This is a genomic window from Sulfuriroseicoccus oceanibius (genome assembly GCF_010681825.2).
GTDB classification, from domain to species: domain Bacteria; phylum Verrucomicrobiota; class Verrucomicrobiia; order Verrucomicrobiales; family SLCJ01; genus Sulfuriroseicoccus; species Sulfuriroseicoccus oceanibius.
Genome location: NZ_CP066776.1, coordinates 2906020 through 2932213 on the forward strand (window position 1 = coordinate 2906020; position 26194 = coordinate 2932213).

Annotated in this window: 1 protein-coding gene; it reads right to left on the bottom strand. The window is 56.3% G+C overall.

Features of this window, described 5'->3' with window-relative positions; genetic code table 11:
• Nucleotides 1-20 precede the first annotated feature (20 nt).
• Nucleotides 21-24923, bottom strand: coding sequence for a DUF5801 repeats-in-toxin domain-containing protein (locus G3M56_RS11695; RefSeq protein ID WP_235203422.1), 24903 nt, complete (start codon nucleotides 24921-24923; stop codon nucleotides 21-23).
• Nucleotides 24924-26194: the final 1271 nt, after the last annotated feature.

The window sequence follows — 26194 nt, forward strand, 5'->3', positions numbered from 1 at the left end:
GCTTGATTGAGGCCGACTGATTACACGACCACTGCTGGTGGCACATCGTCGCCGCCGTCCGAAACCACATCAGGTGGAGTCAGCAGGCTGGTGTCTTCAGCAGGAGGAGCGAGCTCCTCACCACTGTTGGCAACTGCCATGTCATCGGCTGGAGCGTCCTCACCGGAATCCGGCAACAAGCTCTCGATCGATTCGGCCTCTGTGGCAATTTCGGCCAACTCTGGAGCCTCATCGCTACCGACGCTGTTGATCTCGTCGAGCACATCTCCCATCGATTCATCGTTACCTTCACGAAGGTCAAGAATCACATCAGCGAGCTCGCCAGTGGTTCCGTCCTCATTGGTGTAGGTTGATTGCCCGGTCACAAACGCGTCGCCATTTGCGGCAGTGTAACCTTCGCCATCGCTTTCAAGATCGATGCTGGCGATACCGCGCTCGGTCAGGGAGGTCAACTCACCGACATCAGTCTCAGCGTCGCCGTCCTGATCCTGCCAGACCATGAACTTGTCGAACTCGTCATCGTTGGCATCCAGGACTCCATCTCCATTGCTATCAAATGCAAGGGCGAGGCCTTCCAGGTCGGTATCCGCATCCGGATGTTTGTCAGCAAACATCATTTCGGATCCATCATCGACCACGCCGTTCTGGTTGCCGTCATAGACCAACCAGCCGTCGTCAGAGTTCAACCAGGCGGATTGCTCGAGGTCGCCATCGCCGTCGAAGTCAAAGCCCGCATTCGCGATCTCTTCGATCGACACGAGCTCGATGCCGTCACCATCCAGGTCAAGCGCGATTGGTGGAGCTGGAGCCACCGCGGTGACATCAATGGTCAGCGTTGCGACGGACGTATCACCGTCCACGTCCTCAATGGTGTAGAGGAAGTTCTCCACGCCGAACGCACCATTCACAGCAGTGGTGTACTCATAATCACCTGCATTGATGCTGAAGACATCGGCGAACTCGAAGGTAAACGAGCCACCCAGCGCAGTCACCAGAGCCAGCGTGCTGCCAGCCACCACATTCGCATTGCTGCTATTGGTGATTTGGTTCAACGCAGAGTCATAGGTGTAGGTGGTTCCATTGTGCGCAATGCTCACCAGGCCGCCTGCTCCATCAGCACCGAAGTCATCGGCCACTCCACCATTGGCATCGCCATCCAACACGTTGCCAGAGACATCATTGGTGATGGTCGAGTTGAACGTATCGTTCAAATCGCTGGCGGAGGTGATCTGAATCACGTTGCCGGCAGGAGCATCGTTAGGATACCCCACATCTTGCAGGTCTCCATCCGATGGACCGCTGCCAATGCCGATGGCATAGGCATTGTCGATGCCCTCGGTCACTCCCGCACCTGGATCCGTGTCTGCCGTCTGCAGGAACGCCTCCCAATCGGCAACCTGAGCATCAGTCAACGGATCATACCCGTTAGGGCTCCGTGGCTCACCATCAGAGATGAAGTACACGTTGTTCAGGTCGGCAATCTGCGGTGCAGGCTCCCATGAGTTCTCGGTGTCATTCAGAGCATCCCTGTAGTTGGTCCAGCCACTACCGGTGATAGGACTCAGGAAGTTCGCAAGATCAACCAATCCCTGCGCGGTGGTCACATCGAACCAAACCGATGGTGCACCAGCTTCAGTAGCAAATGGAATTACACGCACTGACTGCACTCCTGGCTGCTCGGCGAACTCAAGGATCGCTGCCTTCGCCAATGAGATCGGATCTCCAGGGTTTGTCTTGTCGCCCATCGACCCCGACTGGTCCAAAATGAACAACGCATTCAATGTCTGGCTACCAGTAGCCTCCACCGAGTAACTGTCATCATTGGCAGTCGGCACCGCATCCACGGTGATGGTCAGGGCCGCCGAGTCAGACGCTCCATTGGCATCCTCCAGGGTGTAGATGAACTGCTCAACCGGCGCATTATCGGTTGGTGCCGTGTAGTTGTAGGTACCCACATTGTCTCCGACCATGTCGATCGAGATCGATCCACCGGTTGCGGTACTGATGGTCAGCACGCCGGTACCCGCATCAAACGATCCGAGACCTCCGACAATACCGTCATCGGTTCCATTCAGTTCGTAGACCACGCCGTCATACTCAAACGAGCGGATGACATTTGGCCCGGTTCCAACACTATCAGCTTGCAACTGATTGACCGACGAGTCGGGATCAACTCCGGTGATCACGTTGCCACTGGTGGACTGGCCGGTGAAGAGCACATCCTGATCATCCAGTGCATCGATCTGGTCGCGCACCTCGATCTTGAACGACCCCGTATCGGTATCTCCATCCGCATCCATGATGGTGTAGAGGAAGACCTCTTCCGTAGTCTGATTGACCTCAGGTGCATCGTAGTTGAAGCCACCGGTCTCGAAGTCGAAGTCGAGTGTTCCACCCAACGCGGTTACCACCGTGAAGTTCGAACCAGCCACCACATTGGCATTGGCATCATTGGTGATCTGGGTTCCATCATAGCTGTAGGTAACGCCATCGATCTCGATCGAGACCACTGCGATGTTGCCACCCAATGGCCCATCGGATCCGAAGTCATCGGCAACGCCACCTTCCAAGTCACCAGCGAGAATATCACCGCTGATCTCAGCAGGAATGGTGCCGAGCAATGTGTCCCCGAGGTCATCGGCAGAATCAATCTGGATCACATTACCGTCAGGTGCATCGTTTGGCACCGCCACCGACTGCAGGTCCTCGTTGCTGGCCCCGGCTCCGATACCGATTGCATACGCATTGTTGATATCGTTCACCGGATCCTGCACGAAGCTCTCCCAGGCAGCCACCTCGTTCACGGTGAGCCCTTCGGCATCCGTGGTGGCCTGACCTCCGCCATCGTTGATTCCATCGTTCGAGCGAACCGTAGGCTCACCGTCGGTGATGAAGTAGATGTTGTTGGCGTCGGCTCCTGGGTTACCTGCCCAGGCGCTCTCAGCATCCACCACTGCGTCTTCGTAGTTGGTTAATCCGTTGCGCACACCATTGGTGAACGTACCGGTATCCCCTTGGGTAATGCCATCGAGATAAGCCTCCAGGTCAGCGAGTGCTCCTGGTTGGGTCAAATCGAACCAAACCGAAGGTTCGCGGCCGAAGCTGTCGAACGGCAACACGCGGATCGCAGTGACCTGACCGGTCTGTGAGGCGAACTCAAGAATCGCGTCCTTGGCAAGCGACAGCTTGGAGTTTGGATCTGTCTCGCTACCCATCGATCCGGAACGGTCGAGAATCATCAGCGCGCTGACAGTCGCGACACCCGGCTCGTCGAGCGAGTAGCAGTCGTCGTTGGCAACTGGTCCATCGTCCTCAATCTGGAAGACACCCTGACCAATGTTCAACGTAGCGGAATCGCTGTCGCCATCGGCATCGGTAATGGTTTGCACCACCTTCAAGCCGCTTGCAGTCGCAAGGTTGAGGATCGCCGAGTCGTCGTCGTTGGAGGTATCTCCATGCCAGACATTGGCCTCCTGGGTGAAGGTCAGCTCACCATTGGTTGGATCAATACTCAGCGTGAAGTAATCCGTCAGGCCGACCGAACCAGTGATCACATTACCACTCTGGTTGAGGACAATCTCTGCTCCCTGACCGATACCATCGATTCCGTCGATGGTGTCTGTGTTATCCAGGGCGAAGATTCCGCTCTTCACATCGACGCCGTCGAGGATCAGCGAGTAGCTCACACTGCCCTCTCCGTCCGAACCGAAGTCCGGAGTTTCGAAGTTGGCGGCAATCGAGTAAGTCACCGTATCCAATCCGGCAGGATCGCTGTCGCCATCGGTCTCTGACCCAAGCGGACGGGTCTCATCGAGCACCAGAGGAGCAACGGTCGCATTGGCCACTGCTGCGGTCGGGCCATCGTCCTGCAGCTTGAACACATCCTGCCCGATCAATATCTCGGCACTGTCTGTGTCTCCTTCAATGTCCGTCACGGTCTGGATCAACTTCAGAGCGTCAGGCTGAGCGGTCATCAGTGTCGATGTGTCGTCGTCATCGTTCACATTACCGTGCCAGACGGTCCGCACTTGCCCTTGATCATCATCAAGCTGGGTAAAGGTGATCTCACCGGTAGCTGTGTTCAACGTGATGGTGAAGTAATCCACTCCTTTGGCCGACCCGGTGATCACATTACCGCTCTGATTGAGCACGATCTCAGCACCTTGGCCGATTCCATCGGCATCCGCCAGTGTCGTATCCGTTGGGTCGACAGCATACAGGCCGCTACCCACGTCCGTGCCGCTCAGCAACAAGGCGTAAGTGGTAGCTCCCGGTCCATCGGCACCGTATTTAACCGGCTCGAAGTTGCCAGCGAACCCAGCGGTCACCGAAGCAAGACCTGCAGGCGAGCTATCGCCATCCGTATCGGATCCCTCTGGTCGCGACTCGTCGAGAACCAGTTCAGGCAATGCATTGGCATTGGCCTCCGCATCCGGCACGTCGTCGATCACATTGGCAACCAGCACATCGCTGGCCACATCGCCATCCGTGTCAGTCAACACCACGTCAAACACCTCGAAGAGCGAGTCATTACCTGGCTCGGTGTGGGTTTCGTTGTCCACCAGTTCATAGGTGTAAGTCACCTCACCAGTGCCAGGGTCATATCCGGTGATGGTCAACACATTGCTCAGTGGCGTGTTGATCACCACAGGTCCGACAAAGACGCCATCGGTAATTACTGCTTCACCATCGACGGTGAGATCATCAATTCCATCTTCAGCCTGGATGAAGAAGTTCTGAGGCTGGGTGGTCGACTCCTTGGTATCGTCCGATCCCTCGGACTCGCCAGGGCCGCGGCTGGCCAACAAGTCATCCTCGTTGACCAACACATCTCCGCCCACCGACTGAGGAGTCAGCCCGGTGATGATCGGCACATCGTTCGGTGTCAGCGTGACATGAAGTGATCCACCAACCTGGTCTCCATCGGCATCCTCAATCTTCAGATCGAACGAGAGATCCACCGGATCACCTGCATCAATCACTTGAAGCGAGATGTTGGAAACCGAGAACGGCTCTTCATTGCCCCCTTCAACCTCAAGACGGTTGTAGCCATCGTCGGTGAAGCTCGCAATCGACCATCCTTCCATCAATCCACTGAGTTCCACGCCATTGGCGCCATCGAAGGTCGCATTTGCGCCGCTTCCTCCGATATTGACCGCATCGCCAGTCACAGTGCCAATCAGCACATTGAACTCGTCGTAGATCTCGATCTTGGTGATCGTGTCCTTCACGTCGCCCACATCGCCGGTGACAAAGTTGTCTCCATCGGCATCGTATGCGGTGACCTTGAAGGCAACCGGACCGGTACCTGGCACCTGGCTCAAGCTGAACTTCGCTCCGTTCACGGTGTAGTGATCGTCGATGTTGAAGTCAGCTCCACTGACGCTGAACTCACCGAAATCGATCCGAACAACCTCGCCGGTGTTGACCGAGTTGTTGCCCACACCAATGTCAGTTGCGTTGTTGTTCACGGATCCACCGGTTGCAGTCACGAGCAACTCGGTATCAGTGCCGGGAGTCTCAATGATCGCCCATGGCACGTTGCCGGCATCCACGCCCGAAAGGTCGGAGAAGCTGACGCTGCTTCCGTTGTCGACCGAGCCAAACAACTCAACGCTGTAAGTGTCGTTGCTCAGTGACAAATCCCCGTCTTGGTTGAGCGTGATCGTAAAGACTTTGCCTGTGTTGGCATCGCCCCCGGTCGCACCAGTCAGAACGGTTCCATCACCATTGAGGTAGAGCAGAATCGCATCTCCATTTGATGTCTGACCACTGTCCTGGCCATTGGTGATGTTGGTGAAGCAGACCGACGCAGGTTCGTCCGCACCGATGTTGTCATCGACATTGACATCCGAATCCAAGTTGAAGGTAGCGGATGTGCCATCTTTATTGGCAAGCTCGCCAGCCTCTGGATGGATCGCCACAGGGATGTCATCCTGCACGGTCACCACGAAGCGTCCGGATCCACCGAGTTCGACGGCATCGCCGTCATAGTCGGTTCCTACCAAGAGCGCGGTGAAGTCGAGTCCCTCCACGGTTCCTCCTCCATTGACTTGGAGCGCGGTGTTCTCATCGTTGTTGCCGTCGTCCTCGTGATCGAGCTGATCATCAAGATCAAAGCTCCACGATCCGTCTGGATTCACCTGCAAGGTGAAGACAACGCGTCCACCCGCAGTCGCGGTCAGCGTGTCGCTGGTGCCATTGAGCGAGTAGCTCACCAGCTCACCTTTCGAGAGCAGTTCCGGCAGATCACCGGGATCGAGCTTCAGGCTCACAGTCAGAGGTTCGTCGGCACCTACCACAAACAGATCACTCAATGCTCCAGCAATTCCAGATGCCTCGTCATCCGCGTTGGTGTCACCGACTTCCTTGTTACCGTCGGACAGATCTCCAGGATCACCACCAACCAGAGCCATACCATCCTCTTCCACAAATGCGGTGACAGCAGGAGCATCGTCGTTGGTAACCGGCACGTCGTCCCAAACGGTCACGGTGAAGTCACCGATTCCTGTAAGCTCAAGGGAGTCGCCATCATAATCGGTTCCCACCAGCAACCTGGTGAAGTCGATGTACGAGACACTTCCACCACTGGTCAGGAGTTCGGAATTCTCACCGCCTCCGGCAACGTGATCGAGCTGATCATCCAAATCAAAGCTCCACGATCCGTCAGACTCGACCTTCAAGGTGAAGACCGTACGCCCACCTGCGGTTGCAGTTAAGGTATCGGCCGCAACATTCAGGCTGTAGCTCACCGCATCCCCTTTGGAGAAGAAGGTTGGCAGGTCGCCGTCGTCGAGCTTCAGGCTAACGCTCACTGGTTCGTCAGCACCCGCTGAGAACAACCCGGTGAGATCCTGAGTTCCGCTGGCCTCATCATCGGCGAACGTGTCTCCGACTTCCTGATTACCCTCGGACAGATCCCCTGCATCTCCCGACACAAGCGACATACCGTCTTCCTCAACTTCAGCACTCACTGGTGCCGCATTCGCAGCCTCCACCGGCACGTCGTCTTCCACCGTAATGACGAAGGCTCCGGATCCATCCAGTTCGAACGCGTCTCCGTCGAAGTCGGTTCCCACCAGCAAGCTGGTGAAATCAAGAGCAGAAACACTGCCGCCGCCCACAGTTTGCAGTGCGGTATTCTCGCTGTCGGTACCGTCATCCACGTGGTCGAGCTGATCCTGCAGATCGAAGCTCCAGGATCCGTCCTTGTTCACCTCAAGAACAAACACGGTACGCCCTCCGGCAGATGCGGTCAGGGTATCCCCCGCACCGTTCAACACATAACTCACTTCCTCTCCCTTCGAGAGCAACTGAGGCAACACACTGCCATCGAACTTGAGACTTACCTCGATAGGCTCGTCCGATCCCGAGGCAAACAGCTGGGTCAACGCACCAGCGTTGCCACTGGCCTCATCGTCATCATTACTGTCTCCCACCAGATCTTTGTTGCCCTCGGATCCATCACCTGTGCCAAACGACATACCGTCTTCCTCAACGGTCGCCAACACGGCAACCCCATTTGGATTCTCAACCGGCACGTCATCCTGAACAGTGACCACAAACTTGTCGCCACCTGTCAGCTCTACTTGGTCTCCATCCGTATCGGTAGCGACCAACAACTTGGTCATATCGATGGATGTCACACTTCCTCCGCCACTCAACGCGAGATCAATGTTCTCGCCGTTGCCCGCGACATGATCCAACTGATCTACCAGATCAAACGTCCACGAGCCGTCTGGCTCAACCTCAACCACGAAGACAACGCGGCCTCCAGCACTAGCGGTCAGTGTATCGGTGGTGCCATTCAACGAATAGGTCACCTCTTCGCCTTTCGAGAGCAATGCTGGCAGATCCCCGTCGTCCAGTTTCAAACTAATGCTAACTTCCTCATCCGCACCGGCCACAAACAACCCGGTGAGCGATCCGTCTGGTCCGGAATCCTCATCGTCAGCATTTGTGTCGCCTGGCTGTTTATTGCCTTCAGACAGGTCGCCGGTTGCCAATGACATTCCGTCCTCTTCTACAAACCCCTGAACTCGTGTTGCAGGATCCACTGCAATCGGCACATCGTCTTGCACCGTGATTTTGAAGAGCCCGTCCCCAGGGAGACCAACGCTATCACCGTCGAAGTCGGTTCCAACCAGCACGCTGGTGAAGTCGATCGCGTCGACACTGCCACCACCAGCAAGCTGCAGGGCTGTGTTTTCGCTATCGGTGCCGTCATCAACGTGATCGAGCTGGTCATTCAAATCGAAGTTCCACGATCCGTCTGGGTTCACCTCAAGGGTGAAGACCTCACGACCTCCCGCCTCGGCGGTCAGAACATTGCCGACCACGGTGTAAGTCACCAGTTCGCCCTTCGAGAGAAGCGCTGGCAGACCACTGACATCAGGATCCAGTTCCACGGTCACATCCTCGTCAGATCCATCAGAGAACAGTGCGCTCAATGAACCAGCTGCACCGCTGGTCTCATCGTCGGCATTGGTATCGCCGACTTCCTTGTTACCCTCGGAAAGGTCACCGGTTGCCAGCGACATGCCGTCTTCTTCCACCGCTCCGATCACAGGTGCCGGCTGTACCGCAGGAATCGGCACGTCATCGGTCACAGTGATGGTGAAGAGCGGTTCACTTGGCAGACTCACCTGATCGCCGTCGAAGTCAGTTCCCACGATCAGACTGGTGAAGTCGATCGCACCAACGCTTCCTCCACCGGCCAGTTGCAGTTCGGTGTTCTCGTCGTCGTTGCCATCATCGACATGGTCGAGCTGGTCATTCAGATCGAAGTTCCACGATCCGTCTGGGTTCACCTCGAGGGTGAAGACCTCACGACCTCCGGCAGATGCGGTCAGGATGTTGCCGACCACCGAGTAGGTCACCACTTCTCCCTTCGAGAGAAGCGCTGGCAGACCACTGACATCAGGATCCAGTCCCACGGTCACGTCTTCGTCCGCACCATCGGAGAACAACGCGCTCAACGAGCCTGCTGCACCGCTGGTTTCATCATCGGCATTGGTGTCGCCCACTTCCTTGTTACCTTCGGAAAGGTCACCAGTCGCAAGCGACATTCCATCTTCCTCCACTGCGCCGGTCACCGGAGTAACTTGCGGCGCAGGCACCGGAATGTCGTCGGTTACGGTGATGGTAAAGAGTGGCAGATCCGGCAGGTTCACCGAGTCGCCATCCGCATCGGTTCCCACGATCACACTGGTGAAGTCGATCACATCCACGCTGCCACCTCCAACGATTTGCAGTGCGGTGTTCTCATCGTTCGCGCCATCATCGACATGGTCGAGTTGGTCGTTGAGATCGAAGTTCCAGGACCCGTCCGGGTTCACCTCGAGAGTGAAGACTTCGCGGCCTCCTGCCGATGCGGTCAACACATTGCCGACCACTGCGTAGGTCACAGCCTCACCTTTCGAGAGCAGCTGTGGCAGCCCATTGGTGTCCACATCCAGGCTCACAGTCACTTCTTCGTCGGCACCATCGGAGAACAACGCGCTCAGTGAACCAGCAGCACCGCTGGTTTCATCATCCGCATTGGTGTCGCCAACTTCCTTGTTACCTTCGGAAAGGTCGCCGGTTGCCAATGACATGCCATCTTCCTCAACCGATCCAGTCACTGGGGCCGGCTGCACAGCTGGCACCGGCACATCATCTTGAACCGTCACGGTGAAGAGCAAATCACCTGCCAACTCAACGGTATCCCCGTCGAAGTCGGTTGCGACAATCACGCTGGTGAAGTCGATCGCATCCACGCTGCCACCACCTGCAAGCTGCAGTTCGGTGTTCTCGCTGTCGGTGCCATCATCCACATGGTCGAGCTGATCGTTCAGATCGAAGTTCCACGATCCGTCCGGATTCACCTCGAGAGTGAAGACCTCACGCCCCCCGGCCGATGCAGTCAGCACGTTGCCCACCACTGCGTAGGTCACCAACTCACCTTTCGACAGCAAGGCTGGAAGCCCGTTGGTGTCAGGATCGAGTCCCACGGTCACCTCTTCATCCGCTCCATCGGTGAACAGCGAAGTCAATGAACCAGCTCCACCATCGGCTTCATCATCCGCATTGGTGTCACCACCCTCTTTGTTGCCTTCGGAAAGGTCACCAGTCGCAAGCGACATGCCATCCTCTTCCACAAACGCTGCAATTGGAGTAACTCCCACAACAGCCTCAGGCACGTCATCCACCACGGTGATGGTGAACAACGGATCACCCGGCAGCCTGACCTCATCCCCATCGAAGTCGGTTCCGACAATCACACTGGTGAAGTCAATCGCATCGACGCTGCCACCACCTGCAAGCTGCAGTTCGGTGTTCTCGTCGTCGTTGCCGTCATCGACGTGATCGAGCTGGTCGTTCAGGTCAAAGTTCCACGATCCGTCTGGATTCACTTCCAATGTGAAGACCTCACGGCCACCAGCCGATGCCGTCAACACATTGCCCACCACGCTGTAGGTCACGACCTCACCTTTCGAAAGCAAGGCAGGAAGACCGCTGGTGTCCGGATCCAGGCTGACTGTCACGTCCTCATCGGCCCCGTCCACAAACAGCGCGCTCAGCGAACCAGCAGCCCCGCTGGTTTCGTCGTCGGCATTGGTGTCGCCCACTTCCTTGTTACCTTCGGAAAGGTCACCAGTTGCCAGCGACATGCCATCTTCTTCCACCGATGCAGTCACCGGTGTGGCCTGCGGCACGGTCACCGGAATATCATCGGTAACAATGATGGTGAAGAGCTTGTCTGCAGGCAACTCAACGGAGTCTCCGTCGAAGTCGGTGCCGACAATCACACTGGTGAAGTCGATCGCATCCACGCTTCCACCACCTGCGAGCTGCAGTTCGGTGTTCTCATCATTCGCTCCATCATCGACATGATCGAGCTGATCATTCAGATCGAAGTTCCAAGATCCGTCTGGATTCACTTCAAGAGTGAAGACCACCCGTCCTCCAGCCTCGGCGGTCAGCACATTGCCGACCACGCTGTAGGTCACTACTTCGCCCTTCGAGAGCAGAGCTGGCAGACCATTGGTGTCCACATCCAGGCTGACGGTCACGTCTTCGTCCGCTCCATCGGAGAACAACGCACTCAGCGAACCAGCACCTCCACTGGTTTCGTCATCGTCATTGGTGTCACCGGCTTCCTTGTTACCCTCGGAAAGGTCACCAGTTGCCAGCGACATGCCGTCTTCTTCCACGGCTCCCACCACTGGTCGGATATCCACCGCAGGAATAGGCACATCGTCAGTCACAGTGATGGTAAAGAGTGGCAGATCCGGGAGAGTTGCCGAGTCTCCATCCGCGTCGGTTCCCACGATCACACTGGTGAAGTCGATCACATCCACGCTGCCACCTCCGACGGTTTGCAGGGCGGTGTTTTCATCGTTCGCTCCATCATCGACATGGTCGAGCTGGTCGTTGAGATCGAAGTTCCACGATCCGTCCGGGTTTACCTCGAGAGTGAAGACTTCGCGGCCTCCTGCCGATGCGGTCAACATATTGCCCACCACTGCGTAGGTCACAGCCTCACCTTTCGAGAGCAGCTGTGGCAGCCCATTGGTGTCCACATCCAGGCTCACAGTCACTTCTTCGTCGGCACCATCGGAGAACAACGCGCTCAGTGAACCAGCACCTCCGCTGGTTTCATCATCGGCATTGGTGTCGCCGACTTCCTTGTTACCTTCGGAAAGGTCACCTGTTGCCAATGACATGCCATCTTCCTCAACCGATCCAGTCACTGGGGCCGGCTGCACTGCTGGCACCGGCACATCATCTTGGACCGTCACAGTGAAGAGCAAATCACCTGCCAACTCAACGGTATCCCCGTCGAAGTCGGTTGCGACAATCACGCTGGTGAAGTCGATCGCATCGACGCTGCCACCACCTGCAAGCTGCAGTTCGGTGTTCTCGCTGTCGGTGCCATCATCCACATGATCGAGCTGATCGTTCAGATCGAAGTTCCACGATCCGTCCGGATTCACCTCGAGCGTGAAGACCTCACGGCCCCCGGCCGATGCAGTCAGCACGTTGCCCACCACTGCGTAGGTCACCAACTCACCTTTCGACAGCAAGGCTGGAAGCCCGTTGGTGTCAGGATCGAGTCCCACGGTCACCTCTTCATCCGCTCCATCGGTGAACAGCGAAGTCAATGAACCAGCTCCACCAGTGGCTTCATCATCCGCATTGGTGTCACCACCCTCTTTGTTGCCTTCGGAAAGGTCACCAGTCGCAAGCGACATGCCATCCTCTTCCACAAACGCTGCAATTGGAGTAACTCCCACAACAGCCTCAGGCACGTCATCCACCACGGTGATGGTGAACAACGGATCACCCGGCAGCCTGACCTCATCCCCATCGAAGTCTGTTCCGACAATCACACTGGTGAAGTCAATCGCATCCACACTTCCTCCACCTGCAAGCTGCAGTTCGGTGTTCTCGTCGTCGTTGCCGTCATCGACGTGATCGAGCTGGTCGTTCAGGTCAAAGTTCCACGATCCGTCTGGATTCACTTCCAATGTGAAGACCTCACGGCCTCCGGCCGATGCAGTCAACACATTGCCCACCACGCTGTAGGTCACGACCTCACCTTTCGAAAGCAAGGCAGGAAGACCGCTGGTGTCCGGATCCAGGCTGACTGTCACGTCCTCATCGGCCCCGTCCACAAACAGCGCGCTCAGCGAACCAGCAGCCCCGCTGGTTTCGTCGTCGGCATTGGTGTCGCCCACTTCCTTGTTACCTTCGGAAAGGTCTCCGGTAGCCAGCGACATACCATCTTCTTCCACCGATGCAGTCACCGGTGTGGCCTGCGGCACGGTCACCGGAATATCATCGGTAACAATGATGGTGAAGAGCTTGTCTGCAGGCAACTCAACGGAGTCTCCGTCGAAGTCGGTGCCGACAATCACACTGGTGAAGTCGATCGCATCCACGCTTCCACCACCTGCGAGCTGCAGTTCGGTGTTCTCATCATTCGCTCCATCATCGACATGATCGAGCTGATCATTCAGATCGAAGTTCCAAGATCCGTCTGGATTCACTTCAAGAGTGAAGACCACCCGTCCTCCAGCCTCGGCGGTCAGCACATTGCCGACCACGCTGTAGGTCACTACTTCGCCCTTCGAGAGCAGAGCTGGCAGACCATTGGTGTCCACATCCAGGCTGACGGTCACGTCCTCGTCCGCACCATCGGAGAACAGCGCACTCAGCGAACCTGCACCCCCACTGGTTTCGTCATCCGCATTGGTGTCGCCACCTTCCTTGTTACCTTCAGAAAGGTCACCGGTTGCCAATGACATGCCGTCTTCTTCCACAGCTCCCACCACTGGTCGGATATCCACTGCTGGGATCGGCACATCGTCAATCACGGTAATTGTGAAGAGCAAGTCACCAGGCAACTCGACTGCATCTCCATCAAAGTCAGTTCCAACAATCACGCTGGTGAAGTCAATCGCATCGACGCTTCCACCACCTGCCAATTGCAGTTCGGTGTTCTCGTCGTTGTTGCCATCATCGACATGATCGAGCTGATCATTGAGATCGAAGTTCCACGATCCGTCTGGGTTCACCTCAAGAGTGAAGACCACGCGGCCTCCTGCTTCGGCAGTCAGGATGTTGCCCACCACTGCGTAAGTCACATCCTCACCTTTCGAAAGCAGAGCTGGAAGACCACTCACATCCGGATCCAGGCTCACGGTCACTTCTTCATCCGATCCGTCGGAGAACAGTGAGCTCAATGAACCTGCAGCACCGCTGGTTTCATCGTCGGCATTGGTATCTCCAGCTTCCTTGTTACCTTCGGAAAGGTCACCGGTTGCAAGCGACATGCCGTCTTCCTCCACCGATCCAGTAACCGGACGGATATCCACCGCAGGAATAGGCACATCGTCAGTCACGGTAATTGTGAAGAGCAAGTCACCAGGCAACTCGACTGCATCTCCATCAAAGTCAGTTCCAACAATCACGCTGGTGAAGTCAATCGCATCGACGCTTCCACCACCTGCCAGTTGCAGTTCGGTGTTCTCGTCGTTGTTGCCATCATCGACATGATCGAGCTGATCGTTCAGATCAAAGTTCCACGATCCGTCTGGGTTCACCTCAAGAGTGAAGACCACGCGGCCTCCTGCTTCGGCAGTCAGGATGTTGCCCACCACTGTGTAAGTCACCAGCTCACCCTTCGAAAGAAGTGCAGGCAGACCACTCACATCCGGATCCAGGCTAACGGTCACCTCTTCATCCGATCCATCGGAGAACAGCGCACTCAGCGAACCAGCTGCACCGCTGGTTTCATCATCGTCGTTAGTATCTCCAGCCTCCTTATTACCTTCCGAAAGGTCACCAGTTGCCAACGACATGCCGTCTTCCTCAACCGAGCCCGTCACAGGCACCGGCTGCACCGTAGGCACCGGCACATCATCAGTCACCGTGATGGTGAAGAGCAGATCACCTGGAAGGCTCACTTCATCTCCATCGAAGTCGGTGCCAACGATCACGCTGGTGAAGTCGATCGCATCCACACTGCCACCGCCTGCGAGTTGCAGTTCGGTGTTCTCGTCGTTGTTGCCATCGTCTACGTGATCAAGCTGATCGTTCAGATCGAAGTTCCACGAGCCGTCCGGGTTCACTTCCAAAGTGAACACTACCCGGCCTCCGGCTTCCGCGGTCAGGATGTTGCCCACCACGGTGTAAGTAACGATCTCTCCCTTCGAAAGAAGTGCAGGCAGACCATTGGTGTCAGGATCCAGGCTCACGGTCACTTCTTCATCCGATCCGTCGGAGAACAGTGCGCTCAATGAACCAGCAGCACCGCTGGTTTCATCATCGTCGTTGGTATCTCCAGCTTCCTTGTTACCTTCGGAAAGGTCACCGGTTGCAAGCGACATACCGTCTTCCTCCACCGATCCAGTAACCGGACGGATGTCCACAGCTGGGATCGGCACATCATCAGTCACAGTGATGGTGAAGAGCAAGTCACCTGGAAGCTCGACGGTATCCCCGTCGAAGTCGGTTCCAACAATCACACTGGTGAAGTCGATCGCATCCACACTTCCACCACCCGCAAGTTGCAGTTCGGTGTTCTCGTCGTTGTTGCCGTCATCGACATGATCAAGCTGGTCGTTCAGATCGAAGTTCCAAGATCCGTCTGGGTTCACCTCAAGAGTGAAGACCACGCGGCCTCCGGCTTCGGCAGTCAGGATGTTGCCCACCACGGTGTAAGTAACAATCTCACCCTTCGAAAGAAGTGCGGGCAGACCACTGACATCAGGATCCAAGCTCACGGTCACTTCTTCATCCGATCCGTCGGAGAACAGTGCGCTCAATGAACCTGCAGCACCGCTGGTTTCATCGTCGGCATTGGTATCTCCAGCCTCCTTGTTACCTTCGGAAAGGTCACCGGTTGCAAGCGACATGCCGTCTTCCTCCACCGATCCAGTAACCGGACGGATGTCCACAGCTGGGATCGGCACATCATCAGTCACAGTGATGGTGAAGAGCAAGTCACCTGGAAGCTCGACGGCATCTCCGTCGAAGTCAGTTCCAACAATCACACTGGTGAAGTCAATCGCACCAACGCTTCCTCCACCGGCCAGTTGCAGTTCGGTGTTCTCGTCGTCGTTGCCATCATCGACATGGTCGAGCTGGTCATTCAGATCGAAGTTCCACGATCCGTCTGGGTTCACTTCCAGAGTAAAGACCACGCGACCTCCTGCCTCGGCAGTCAGCACATTGCCGACCACGACGTAGGTCACGACCTCACCTTTCGAGAGCAGCGCAGGCAACCCGGTCACGTCCGGATCCAGGCTCACGGTCACCTCTTCATCCGATCCATCCGAGAACAACGCGCTCAATGAACCAGCAGCACCGCTGGTCTCGTCATCGTCGTTGGTATCTCCGATCTCCTTGTTACCTTCCGAAAGATCACCGGTTGCCAACGACATGCCGTCTTCCTCAACCGAGCCCGTCACTGGAACAGGCTGCACCGTAGGCACCGGCACATCATCGGTTACAGTAATGGTGAAGAGAAGCTCACCTGGAAGGCTCACTTCATCTCCATCGAAGTCGGTGCCAACGATCACGCTGGTGAAGTCAATCGCATCTACGCTTCCTCCGCCTGCGAGTTGCAGCTCGGTGTTCTCATCGTTGTTGCCATCATCGACATGATCGAGCTGATCATTGAGATCGAAGTTCCAAGATCCGTCTGGGTTCACTTCCAGAGTAAAGACCACGCGGCCTCCGGCTTCAGCGGTCAGGATATTACCCACCACGCTGTAGGTCACAACCTCGCCCTTCGAGAGCAGTGCAGGCAACCCGGTCACATCTGGATCCAGGCTGACGGTTACTTCCTCATCCGATCCATCGGAGAACAGCGCGCTCAATGAGCCAGCAGCACCGCTGGTTTCATCGTCGTCGTTAGTATCTCCAGCCTCCTTATTACCTTCGGACAGGTCACCGGTTGCCAACGACATGCCGTCTTCCTCAACCGAGCCCGTCACAGGCACCGGCTGCACCGCAGGCACCGGCACATCATCGGTCACTGTGATGGTGAAGAGCTGATCACCTGGAAGGCTCACTTCATCTCCATCGAAGTCGGTGCCAACGATCACGCTGGTGAAGTCGATCACATCAACGCTTCCTCCACCTGCAAGTTGCAGTTCGGTGTTCTCGTCGTTGTTGCCATCGTCTACGTGATCGAGTTGATCATTCAAATCGAAGTTCCACGAGCCGTCTGGGTTCACTTCCAAAGTGAAGACCTCACGACCTCCGGCCTCGGCGGTGAGGATATTACCCACCACGCTGTAGGTCACAACCTCGCCCTTCGAGAGCAGTGCAGGCAACCCGGTCACATCTGGATCCAGGCTGACGGTTACTTCCTCATCCGATCCATCGGAGAACAGCGCGCTCAACGAACCTGCTGCACCGCTGGTTTCATCATCGTCATTGGTGTCGCCAACTTCCTTGTTGCCTTCGGAAAGGTCACCGGTTGCAAGCGACATGCCGTCTTCCTCCACCGATCCAGTAACAGGACGGATGTCCACAGCTGGCACTGGCACGTCATCGGTCACGGTGATGGTAAACAACAAGTCACTTGGAAGCTCGACGGCATCCCCGTCGAAGTCGGTTCCAACAATCACACTGGTGAAGTCGATCGCATCAACGCTGCCTCCACCTGCCAGTTGCAGTTCGGTGTTCTCGTCGTTGTTGCCATCGTCTACGTGATCAAGCTGATCGTTCAGATCGAAGTTCCACGAGCCGTCTGGGTTCACTTCCAAAGTGAACACTACCCGGCCTCCGGCTTCCGCGGTCAGGATGTTGCCCACCACGGTGTAAGTAACGATCTCTCCCTTCGAAAGAAGTGCTGGCAACCCGGTCACGTCCGGATCCAGGCTCACGGTCACTTCTTCATCCGATCCGTCGGAGAACAGTGCGCTCAATGAACCTGCAGCACCGCTGGTTTCATCGTCGGCATTGGTATCTCCAGCTTCCTTGTTACCTTCGGAAAGGTCACCTGTTGCAAGCGACATGCCGTCTTCCTCCACCGATCCAGTAACAGGACGGATATCCACCGCAGGGATAGGCACGTCATCGGTTACGGTGATGGTGAAGAGCAAGTCACCAGGCAGCTCTACGGTATCCCCGTCGAAGTCAGTTCCAACAATCACGCTGGTGAAGTCAATCGCATCAACGCTTCCTCCGCCGGCCAATTGCAGTTCGGTGTTTTCGTCGTTGTTGCCATCATCGACATGATCGAGCTGATCATTGAGATCGAAGTTCCAAGATCCGTCTGGGTTCACCTCAAGAGTGAAGACCACACGACCTCCTGCCTCGGCAGTCAGCACATTGCCGACCACGACGTAGGTTACGACCTCACCTTTCGAGAGCAGCGCAGGCAACCCGGTCACATCTGGATCCAGGCTCACGGTCACCTCTTCATCCGATCCATCCGAGAACAACGCGCTCAATGAACCAGCAGCACCGCTGGTCTCGTCATCGTCGTTGGTATCTCCGATCTCCTTGTTACCTTCCGAAAGGTCACCAGTTGCCAACGACATGCCGTCTTCCTCCACCGATCCAGTAACAGGACGGATATCCACCGCAGGGATAGGCACGTCATCGGTTACGGTGATGGTGAAGAGCAAGTCACCAGGCAGCTCTACGGTATCCCCGTCGAAGTCAGTTCCAACAATCACGCTGGTGAAGTCAATCGCATCAACGCTTCCTCCGCCGGCCAATTGCAGTTCGGTGTTTTCGTCGTTGTTGCCATCATCGACATGATCGAGCTGATCATTGAGATCGAAGTTCCAAGATCCGTCTGGGTTCACCTCAAGAGTGAAGACCACACGACCTCCTGCCTCGGCGGTCAGCACATTACCAACCACGACGTAGGTCACGACCTCACCTTTCGAAAGCAACGCTGGAAGACCAGTCACGTCCGGATCCAGGCTGACAGTCACTTCCTCATCCGATCCATCAGAGAACAACGCGCTCAACGAACCAGCAGCACCGCTGGTCTCGTCATCGTCGTTGGTATCTCCGATCTCCTTGTTACCTTCCGAAAGGTCACCAGTTGCCAACGACATGCCGTCTTCCTCAACCGAGCCCGTCACAGGCACCGGCTGCACCGTAGGCACCGGCACATCATCGGTTACAGTAATGGTGAAGAGAAGCTCACCTGGAAGGCTCACTTCATCTCCATCGAAGTCGGTGCCAACGATCACGCTGGTGAAGTCAATCGCATCAACGCTTCCTCCACCCGCAAGTTGCAGTTCGGTGTTCTCATCGTTGTTGCCATCATCGACATGATCGAGCTGATCATTGAGATCGAAGTTCCACGAGCCGTCTGGGTTCACTTCCAAAGTGAAGACCTCACGACCTCCGGCCTCGGCGGTCAGGATATTACCAACCACGACGTAGGTCACGACCTCACCTTTCGAAAGCAACGCTGGAAGACCAGTCACATCAGGATCCAAGCTAACAGTCACCTCTTCATCCGATCCATCGGAGAACAACGCACTCAGCGAACCAGCTGCACCGCTGGTTTCATCATCGTCGTTAGTATCTCCAGCCTCCTTATTACCTTCGGACAGGTCACCGGTTGCCAACGACATGCCGTCTTCCTCAACCGAGCCCGTCACAGGCACCGGCTGCACCGCAGGCACCGGCACATCATCGGTCACTGTGATGGTGAAGAGCAGATCACCAGGAAGGCTCACTTCATCTCCATCGAAGTCGGTGCCAACGATCACGCTGGTGAAGTCGATCGCATCAACGCTTCCTCCACCTGCAAGTTGCAGTTCGGTGTTCTCGTCGTTGTTGCCATCGTCTACGTGATCAAGCTGATCGTTCAGATCGAAGTTCCACGAGCCGTCTGGGTTCACTTCCAAAGTGAACACTACCCGGCCTCCGGCTTCCGCGGTCAGGATGTTGCCCACCACGGTGTAAGTAACGATCTCTCCCTTCGAAAGAAGTGCAGGCAGACCATTGGTGTCAGGATCCAGGCTCACGGTCACTTCTTCATCCGATCCGTCGGAGAACAGTGCGCTCAATGAACCTGCAGCACCGCTGGTTTCATCGTCGGCATTGGTATCTCCAGCTTCCTTGTTGCCTTCGGAAAGGTCACCGGTTGCAAGCGACATGCCATCTTCTTCCACTGATGCGGTAACCGGACGGATGTCCACCGCAGGCACTGGCACGTCATCGGTCACGGTGATGGTAAACAACAAGTCACCAGGAAGCTCGACGGTATCCCCGTCGAAGTCGGTTCCAACAATCACACTGGTGAAGTCGATCGCATCCACGCTTCCTCCACCCGCAAGTTGCAGTTCAGTGTTCTCGTCGTTGTTACCATCATCGACATGATCGAGCTGATCATTCAGATCGAAATTCCACGATCCGTCTGGGTTCACCTCAAGAGTGAAGACCTCGCGGCCTCCTGCTTCGGCTGTCAGCACGTTCCCCACCACGCTGTAGGTCACAGCCTCACCTTTCGAAAGCAGAGCCGGAAGACCAGTCACATCAGGATCCAAGCTGACCGTCACCTCTTCATCCGATCCATCGGAGAACAACGCGCTCAGCGAACCTGCTGCACCGCTGGTTTCATCATCGTCATTGGTGTCGCCAACTTCCTTATTACCTTCGGAAAGATCACCGGTCGCTAGCGACATGCCATCTTCTTCCACTGATGCGGTAACCGGACGGATGTCCACCGCAGGCACTGGCACGTCATCGGTCACAGTGATGGTGAACAGGAGCTCACCTGGAAGCTCGACGGTATCCCCGTCGAAGTCGGTTCCAACAATCACACTGGTGAAGTCGATCGCATCAACGCTGCCTCCACCTGCCAGTTGCAGTTCGGTGTTCTCGTCGTTGTTGCCGTCATCGACATGATCGAGCTGGTCATTCAGATCGAAGTTCCAAGATCCGTCTGGGTTCACCTCAAGAGTGAAGACCTCGCGGCCTCCTGCTTCGGCAGTCAGCACGTTCCCCACCACGCTGTAGGTCACAGCCTCACCTTTCGAAAGCAGAGCCGGAAGACCAGTCACATCAGGATCCAAGCTGACCGTCACCTCTTCATCCGATCCATCGGAGAACAACGCACTCAGCGAACCTGCTCCACCGCTGGTTTCATCATCGTCATTGGTGTCGCCAACTTCCTTGTTACCTTCCGAAAGGTCACCGGTTGCCAGCGACATTCCATCTTCCTCCACCGCTGCGGTGACTGGGACGATCTCCGGTGCGGGCACCGGCACGTCGTCGGTCACGCTGATGGTGAACAAAAGCTCACCTGGAAGACTCACCGAGTCGCCATCGAAGTCGGTACCAACAATCACACTGGTGAAGTCGATGACATCCACGCTTCCGCCCCCTGCGAGTTGCAGTTCGGTGTTTTCGCTGTCGGTGCCGTCGTCCACATGGTCGAGTTGGTCCTTCAGGTCGAAGTTCCACGATCCGTCTTCATTCACCTCCAAGGTGAAGACTTCACGCCCTCCGGCCGATGCGGTGAGCACGTTCCCCACCACGACGTAGGTCACGGGCTCACCCTTCGAGAGCAAAGCAGGAAGCCCGCTCACGTCCGGATCCAAGCTCACGGTCACCTCTTCGTCCGAACCATCAGCGAACAAAGTGGTGAGCGAGCCAGGTCCGGCTCCGGTTTCATCATCGGCATCCGTGTCTCCAGGCTCTTTGTTGCCCTCGGACAAGTCGCCGGTGGCCAACGACATTCCATCCTCATCCACTGATGCAGTGATTGGCCTGATCTCCGGTGCAGGCACCGGCACGTCGTCGGTCACGCTGATGGTGAACAAAAGCTCACCAGGAAGGTTCACCGAGTCGCCATCAGCATCAGTACCAACAATCACGCTGGTGAAGTCGATGACATCCACGCTTCCACCGCCTGCGAGTTGCAGCTCGGTGTTCTCGCTATCGGTGCCGTCGTCCACATGATCGAGTTGGTCCTTCAGGTCGAAGTTCCACGATCCGTCTTCATTCACCTCCAAGGTGAAGACTTCACGCCCTCCGGCCTCGGCGGTCAGCACGTTCCCCACCACGACGTAGGTCACGGGCTCACCCTTCGAGAGCAAAGCAGGAAGCCCGCTCACGTCCGGATCCAAGCTCACGGTCACCTCTTCGTCCGAACCATCAGCGAACAAAGTGGTGAGCGAGCCGGGTCCGGCTCCGGTTTCATCATCGGCATCCGTGTCACCAGGCTCTTTGTTGCCCTCGGACAAGTCGCCGGTAGCCAACGACATCCCATCCTCATCCACCGATGCGGTGATAGGGACGATCTCTGGTGCAGGTTCAGGCACGTCGTCCTGAACGGTAATGGTGAACAACAGCTCTCCGGGAAGGTTCACCGAGTCACCATCAGTATCAGTTCCAACAATCACACTGGTGAAGTCGATGACATCCACGCTTCCACCGCCTGCGAGCTGCAGTTCGGTATTCTCGTCGTTGTTACCATCGTCCACATGGTCGAGTTGGTCCTTCAGGTCGAAGTTCCACGATCCGTCTTCATTCACCTCCAAGGTGAAGACTTCACGCCCTCCGGCCGATGCGGTGAGCACGTTCCCCACCACGACGTAGGTCACGGGCTCGCCTTTCGAGAGCAAAGCGGGAAGCCCGCTCACGTCAGGATCCAGACCAACAGTCACTTCTTCGTCCGAACCATCAACGAACAAAGTAGTGAGCGAGCCAGGCCCGGCTCCTGTTTCATCATCGCCATTTGTGTCACCAGGCTCTTTGTTACCCTCTGACAAATCACCGCTACCAAACGACATCCCATCTTCATCCACCGATGCGGTAATCGGTGTAACCTCAGGCGCAGGCACTGGCACGTCGTCTTGAACGATAATGGTAAACAACGGATTCCCCGACAGCCCGACGGAGTCTCCGTCGAAATCGGTTCCCACAATCACACTGGTAAAGTCAATAAAATCAACGCTGCCGCCGCCCACCAGTTGCAACTCCGTGTTCTCGTCGTTGTTACCATCATCGACATGATCGAGCTGATCATTCAGATCAAAGTTCCACGAGCCGTCAGGGTTGACCTCAAGAGTGAACACCTCACGCCCTCCGGCCGATGCGGTCAGCACATTGCCCACCACCGAATAAGTCACAGGCTCTCCTTTGGAAAGCAGCTGAGGCAACCCACTGGTGTCAGGATCAATACTCACAGTCAGCTCCTCGTCACCACCTGAGGTAAACAATGACGTAAGGGATCCGGCACCACCACTGACCTCATCATCATCGGTGGTATCACCGGGCTCGCGGTTACCTTCGGAAAGATCCCCGTCCGCCAGCGACATACCATCCGCGCTCACGGTGCCAGTCACAGGCACAGCCTCCACGGCAACCTCAGGCACATCGTCTTTGAGAGTGAAGGTGAACATCTTGTCCCCGATAAGACCAGCCGAGTCTCCATCGAAGTCAGTACCGATGATCACGCTGGTCAGGTCGATGACATCCACGCTGCCTCCGCCCTGCAGTTGCAGTTCGGTATTCTCGCTGTCGGTGCCGTCGTCGACGTGATCGAGCTGATCAGTCACATCAAACGCCCACGATCCGTCCGGATTGACCTCGAGAGTGAACACGACACGACCACCAGCCTCGGCGGTCAACACATTGCCCGTCACGCTGTAGGTCACAGGCTCCCCTTTCGACAGCAACTGAGGGAGTTGGCTCGTATCGCCGCTCAAACCAATGGTCAACTCCTCGTCGCCACCCACCGAAAACAGTTGGCTCAGAGCGCCTGCTGTCCCGGTTGCCTCGTCGTCATCCGTCGTAACACCTGGTCCCTTGTTACCTTCCGAAAGGTCGCCGGTCGCCAGCGACATACCACTCTCATCCACGGTGGTCTCAATCGGAGGCATGTCCACCAAGGCCACAGGCACGTCGTTCTGCACCTCAAATGCCAACGTTCCCTCTGGAAGACCGCTCACACTGTCACCATCGAAGTCGACTGCCCGCAAGAGCTTGGAGAAATCGATGAACGGCACGCTGGTCGAGCCATCAGGGCTGGTGCTCAAATCGACAGACCCTTCACCGCTACCAGGCACGTGATCGAGCTGGTCGTCCAAGTCCAGGCTCCACGATCCCGCGGTATCAACCTCAAGAGTGAAGACCACGCGGTCACCATCAGTCGGCACTACCGCCTGAACGATATATTTTGTGCCCACGACCTGCAGCGTGTACACCACAGGTTCTCCCTTGGAGAACAAGGTAGGCAGAGTCGAGAGGTTTTCTCCCACCAGCTCAAAAGTCAACGGGCGGTCGGCGCCAGAGAGGAAAAGAGCATTCAGCGAACCAATCGCCCCAGAATCCTCATCGGCACTGTAATCCGGCGCGCCCGGCTGATTACCCTCAGACAAATCACCAGGGTCACCAAATGTGATCGAAATCCCATCCTCTTTCACCGATCCGAGAATCTGAACACCGTCGGCGCGCGCGATCGGGCTGTCGTCCTCAACCAGTACCGTGAAGATCCCCTCGGTCACCACAGTGCCGTCCGATACAAAAATAGGGATCTGAAATTCCAACTCATCCTCACCATTGGGATTCGGGTGATCCACTGGCCCCAACATGGCGACCTCATAGTTGCCCGCTGCGTCAATCTTGATGAGGAACAGAGCCTCGCCTCCCGCAGTGCCCAGAAGTTCGCCAGTTCCAGCCCCACTCCACACAACCGGATTACCTGTCGAAGTAAACGCGGTCAATGGCTCACCGAAGGTCACCGTCAACGGGTTCCCATCAGGATCCCGCAGATCCACCTGCCCACTTACGGAACTGCTATCGGTAAGGTCGAACGGGCGCACCAAACTGATGTTGTCCTTGTTACCAAAAGGCAAGCCCTCCGAAGAAACCACAGCCGTCTCGTTGTCGACGATAGGCGCTCTGTTCGGATCATCAAAAAACGGACGCGACGAGCGCTCCGATGGTTCCAAGCGCTCCGGCTCTGGCTCAGGTTCCTCTTCCCTTCTCAGAAGATCCAAACGTTCTTCGTTGCGGTAGAGCTCAAACCCGTAAGGCCCCAGCGGCAGGAAGTCGTATGTGTTCGGATCATAAATCGCAGCCCACGCGTTGCTACCATCAAACCCGGTTTGGTCGAACGCGGCAGGCGAGCCAAAAATCGTTCCGTCGATGCTCACCTGCAGCGGCAGCGTCCCATCACCGAAAAGGTTCTCCAAGATCGCGTAGAACCCATTGTCCCACACCACGCTGGTGATCCCTTCTTCGGTCCGCACCTCAACCACCTTCGGACTATCCTCGTCCTGACAGCAACCATCCTCATCTTCATCGATGATCTCAAACTCCAACCGCTCCAAGCGCTTCGCATTCGGATCGAGCTCCACTTCAATCGGACCTCCGAGGTCCACTTCGACCACTTTCTCCGCGACCTTCTCTTCTCCTACTTTTTTGATGACTCGGATCTTCATAACGCTCTTGGGGGGGTAATGGGTTTGACGGCCTCTCGCCGGCTGGGAAAACGAACAATGTTTAACTCGAGTGAATGATTAACCCTTCCGAAGCGGGTATCATTTCTCCATTTCGAGCGTCATATTTTTACCCTGACGTCATTTTTTAATCCACCATAACCTAGAGAATTGTTGGTCAATTCTTAAAAATGACGCTGACAATTCTCCAACCCACCCGAAGCACACGCCAGAAAAAGTCCCGATGAACCCAATATCTCAAGGACATTAGCCGCCCTGTTCAGGCCTGCTCTTATCAGAAACGAGGAGCTGACTCTCACTTCTCATAGGCGCCAGACAGCCCGATTTGGCCGCTCTTGGCAAAAGTTCCCCCCAGGCGCGGAAACCATTTCCACACCAACTACAAATTCCATAACCCCACACCATAAAAACCACAGTGTGCCTCTAGCCTCTAGCCTCTAGCCTCTAGCCTCTAGCCTCTAGCCTCTAGCCTCTAGCCTCTAGCCTCTAGCCTCTAGCCTCTAGCCTCTAGCCTCTAGCCTCTAGCCTCTAGCCTCTAGCCTCTAGCCTCTAGCCTCTAGCCTCTAGCCTCTAGCCTCTAGCCTCTAGCCTCTAGCCTCTAGCCTCTAGCCTCTAGCCTCTAGCCTCTAGCCTCTAGCCTCTAGCCTCTAGCCTCTAGCCTCTAGCCTCTAGCCTCTAGCCTCTAGCCTCTAGCCTCTAGCCTCTAGCCTCTAGCCTCTAGCCTCTAGCCTCTAGCCTCTAGCCTCTAGCCTCTAGCCTCTAGCCTCTAGCCTCTAGCCTCTAGCCTCTAGCCTCTAGCCTCTAGCCTCTAGCCTCTAGCCTCTAGCCTCTAGCCTCTAGCCTCTAGCCTCTAGCCTCTAGCCTCTAGCCTCTAGCCTCTAGCCTCTAGCCTCTAGCCTCTAGCCTCTAGCCTCTAGCCTCTAGCCTCTAGCCTCTAGCCTCTAGCCTCTAGCCTCTAGCCTCTAGCCTCTAGCCTCTAGCCTCTAGCCTCTAGCCTCTAGCCTCTAGCCTCTAGCCTCTAGCCTCTAGCCTCTAGCCTCTAGCCTCTAGCCTCTAGCCTCTAGCCTCTAGCCTCTAGCCTCTAGCCTCTAGCCTCTAGCCTCTAGCCTCTAGCCTCTAGCCTCTAGCCTCTAGCCTCTAGCCTCTAGCCTCTAGCCTCTAGCCTCTAGCCTCTAGCCTCTAGCCTCTAGCCTCTAGCCTCTAGCCTCTAGCCTCTAGCCTCTAGCCTCTAGCCTCTAGCCTCTAGCCTCTAG

What these genes read in the sequence shown, in the direction of transcription:
- G3M56_RS11695 (WP_235203422.1), bottom strand. Translation starts at nt 24,923, where the DNA reads ATGAAGATCCGAGTCATCAAAAAAGTAGGAGAAGAGAAGGTCGCGGAG.